The 3,362-nt window shown below is 30.3% G+C and carries 3 protein-coding genes; 1 reads left to right on the top strand and 2 read right to left on the bottom strand.

The features are described 5' to 3' along the window. The first annotated feature begins 95 nt into the window (after nucleotides 1-95). Complete coding sequence (gene proS, locus A9758_RS01010) at nucleotides 96-1,505, top strand: proline--tRNA ligase (protein WP_011406591.1); 1,410 nt, start codon at nucleotides 96-98, stop codon at nucleotides 1,503-1,505. Between the two features lie 98 nt (nucleotides 1,506-1,603). Here proS and nifU read toward each other — a convergent pair whose 3' ends face one another. Together nifU and A9758_RS01000 are read right to left on the bottom strand one after the other, a co-directional pair. Then, nucleotides 1,604-1,990: a Fe-S cluster assembly scaffold protein NifU gene (gene nifU, locus A9758_RS01005; RefSeq protein ID WP_011406590.1), complete on the bottom strand. Its 387-nt coding sequence runs from the start codon at nucleotides 1,988-1,990 to the stop codon at nucleotides 1,604-1,606. A 14-nt stretch (nucleotides 1,991-2,004) separates the two neighbouring features. Further along, nucleotides 2,005-3,240, bottom strand: a complete 1,236-nt coding sequence (locus A9758_RS01000; RefSeq protein WP_048059872.1) for a cysteine desulfurase family protein — start codon at nucleotides 3,238-3,240, stop codon at nucleotides 2,005-2,007. Nucleotides 3,241-3,362 lie beyond the last annotated feature (122 nt).

The raw sequence follows: 3,362 nt of genomic DNA, 5'->3' as shown, positions 1-3,362 counted from the left end.
AAACATAACTATTTATAATAACTTTTTTATTTTTTAGATTTAACTCTAATTTTTATCTAATTAACATATCAAAAAAAAGTAGTATAGGTGACTTTATGAAAAATTTTAGTGAATGGTTTCATAACATATTAGAAGAAGCAGAATTAATGGATGCCAGATATCCTATTAAAGGTATGAGTGTATGGCTACCTAGAGGTTTTCAAATAAGAAAATATGCACTTAATGCCCTTCAAGAATTGCTTGATAAAGATCATGAAGAAGTATTATTTCCAATGTTAATTCCACAAAGTGAATTAGCAAAAGAAGCAATACATGTTAAAGGTTTTGAAGAAGAAGTTTATTGGGTAACAAAAGGTGGAAAACGTGATCTTAATGAACATTTAGCACTAAGACCAACAAGTGAAACATCTATTTATCCAATGTTTTCTCTATGGGTACGTTCACATATGGATTTACCAATAAAAGTGTATCAAACAGTTAATACATTCAGGTATGAAACAAAACATACAAGACCATTAATAAGAGTACGTGAAATAACAACTTTCAATGAAACACATACTGCTCATGCAACAGAAGAAGAAGCAGAAAAAGAAGTTATGGAAGGTATTGAAATATATAAGACCTTTTTTGATGAATTAGGTATTCCATATTCCATCAGTAAAAGACCAGAATGGGATAAATTCCCAGGTTCTAAATATACAATGGCATTTGATATGATTATGCCTGATGGTAAAACATTACAAATAGCTACAGTACATAATCTTGGAACAACATTTGCACATACATTCGATATACAATTTGAAAATGAAGATGGAACACATGATTATGTTCACCAAGTATGTTATGGTTTATCAGATCGTGTAATAGCTTCTCTTATTGCAGCGCATGGTGATGAAAAAGGACTTAGTTTACCACCAGTTGTAGCACCAGAACAGGTAATTATCATACCTATTATTTTCAAAGAAAATCAAGATGTTGTTTTAAATTTCACTGATAATCTTGAAAAATTATTAAAAAATAATGGTATTAGAGTAAAACAAGATAAACGTGAATTAAGACCAGGTAAAAAATATTATGAATGGGAAAAACGTGGTGTTCCATTAAGAATAGAAGTTGGACCTAGAGATATAGAAAATAATACTATTGTAATAAATAGAAGAGATACTGGTGATAAGGAATTTGTTGATTATGATGAAAATACTATTGTAGATGTTGTTAAAGATAGATTAGATAGTATTACTCATGATATGAAGGAAGCTTCAAATAAATTCCAAGAAGAAAAAACATTTGCCATTGAAAAACCAGAACAAATTAAGAAAACAATCAATAAAAAAGGTGGAATCATAACATGTAGTTGGTGTGGTGAAACTGATTGTGGTAAAGACATGGAAGAAAAATTTGATATTGACGTACTTGGAACTCAAGAATCAGATTTAGAAAACAAAACATGTATTAACTGTGGTAAAGATGCCAGTTATAAAGTTTTAATTTCAAAAACTTATTAATTTCTCCTATTATTTTTTATTTTTTTATAAAACTAGTAAACTTTTTTTTTAAATAAATTAATTCATATCTATTAAAGAAGATTAAAGGATGAATAATATTATAATTCACCTTTTTCTTTTTTTTCTCTGTAATTTTCAATAGCAGCTTGAAGAGCATCTGCTGCTAAGTTAGAACAGTGTAATTTAATTGGTGGTAGGCCATCTAATTCATCTGCTACATCGTTTCTTGTAATATGATATGCTTCATCAACATCCATTCCAATAGCCATTTCTGTTATCATACTGCTTGTAGCAATTGCTGCTCCACAACCAAATGTACTGAATTTTACGTCAGATAATTTGTTGTCATCATCTACTTTTATGTAGATTGTCATTATATCCCCACATACTGGGTTTCCCACAGTTCCTTCACCATCTGGATTTTTAATTACTCCAGTATTTCTTGGATTTGTGTAATGATCTACTACTTTATCACTATATTGCATATTTAATCACCTATTTAGTATCTGTCTATATCTTCATCTTCTAATGGTTTTTCAAATCTATCTCCAATATATTCATCTGTTTCATTATCCCATAATGGTGATAGTTCTCTTAAGTAATCTACTACTTTTTTAATTGATGCTACTATGTAGTCTACATCATCAATTGAGTTTTCTGGACCTATGGATAATCTTAGTGATCCGTGTGATAGTGCTGGTTTTACTCCAATAGCTGCAAGTACGTGTGATCCTTTAAGGTCATGGGTTGAACATGCTGATCCTGTTGCTCCATCAATTCCTTCATTGTCTAATCTTAAAATTAAGGATTCTCCTTCAATTCCTGAGAATCTAAAGTGTACATTGTTTGGTAATCTTTTTTCAAGACTTCCATTTACATATGCATCTTTAATTTGGCTTGTTACTTTTTCAATTAATGCATCTCTAATTTCTTTGTTGTGTTGCATTCTTGTTTCTAGATTTTCTCTTGCAAGTTCTGCTGCTTTTCCTAATCCTACAATTCCAGGCATGTTTTCTGTTCCAGATCTTAATCCTTTTTCTTGTCCTCCACCATGCATGAATACTTCAAATCTTACACCTTTTTTAATGTAGATTGCTCCTATTCCTTTTGGTCCGTTGATTTTATGTCCAGATAAGGATAATATATCGATGTTTTGGTCTTTTACATCTACAGGTATTTTTCCTGCACTTTGAACTGCATCAGAGTGGAATAATACGTTGTGTTTGCGTGCTATTTCCCCTATTTCTTTTGTTGGTTGTATTGTTCCTATTTCATTGTTTGAGTGCATTATTGTAATGAGGATGGTACTTTCTTTTATTGCATTTTCAAGGTCATCTAGACTTATTAATCCATCTTCGTCTACTGGTAGGTATGTTACTTCAAATCCAAATTTTTCTAGAAATTTACATGTTTCTAGTACTGCTGGGTGTTCTATTGTTGTTGTGATTATATGGTTTCTTGGGTTTTTGTCTGTTGCTTTTTGAATTTCACTTAGTGCTACTCCTTTTATTGCCATGTTGTCTGATTCTGTTCCACCACTTGTAAATGTTATTTCATCAACATCTGCATTGATAAGGTCTGCTACTTGTTGTCTTGCTTTGTCTAATGCTTTTTTTGCATCTACTCCTAGACGATATAATGTTGATGCATTTCCAAATTTTTCATTAAAGTATGGTAGCATTTCTTTTAATACTTCTTCATCTACTGGTGAAGTTGCTGAGTTATCCATATAAATTAGTTCATGTGCCATGTTTTTTTTCTCCCTATGTGTTATTTTTATTTGATTATAATATAAAATTTAACAATGTTATTCTTTTTTTCACATTGTTATTTATTAATAAAAGTAGTATTTAAACT

The sequence above is a fragment of the Methanosphaera sp. A6 genome (assembly GCF_001729395.1).
GTDB lineage: Archaea > Methanobacteriota > Methanobacteria > Methanobacteriales > Methanobacteriaceae > Methanosphaera > Methanosphaera stadtmanae.
Note: the sequence above shows the minus strand (reverse complement) of the source record. Positions and strands in the feature narration are given on the sequence as shown.

What these genes read in the sequence shown, in the direction of transcription:
- proS (WP_011406591.1), top strand. Translation starts at nt 96, where the DNA reads ATGAAAAATTTTAGTGAATGGTTTCATAACATATTAGAAGAAGCAGAA.
- nifU (WP_011406590.1), bottom strand. Translation starts at nt 1,990, where the DNA reads ATGCAATATAGTGATAAAGTAGTAGATCATTACACAAATCCAAGAAAT.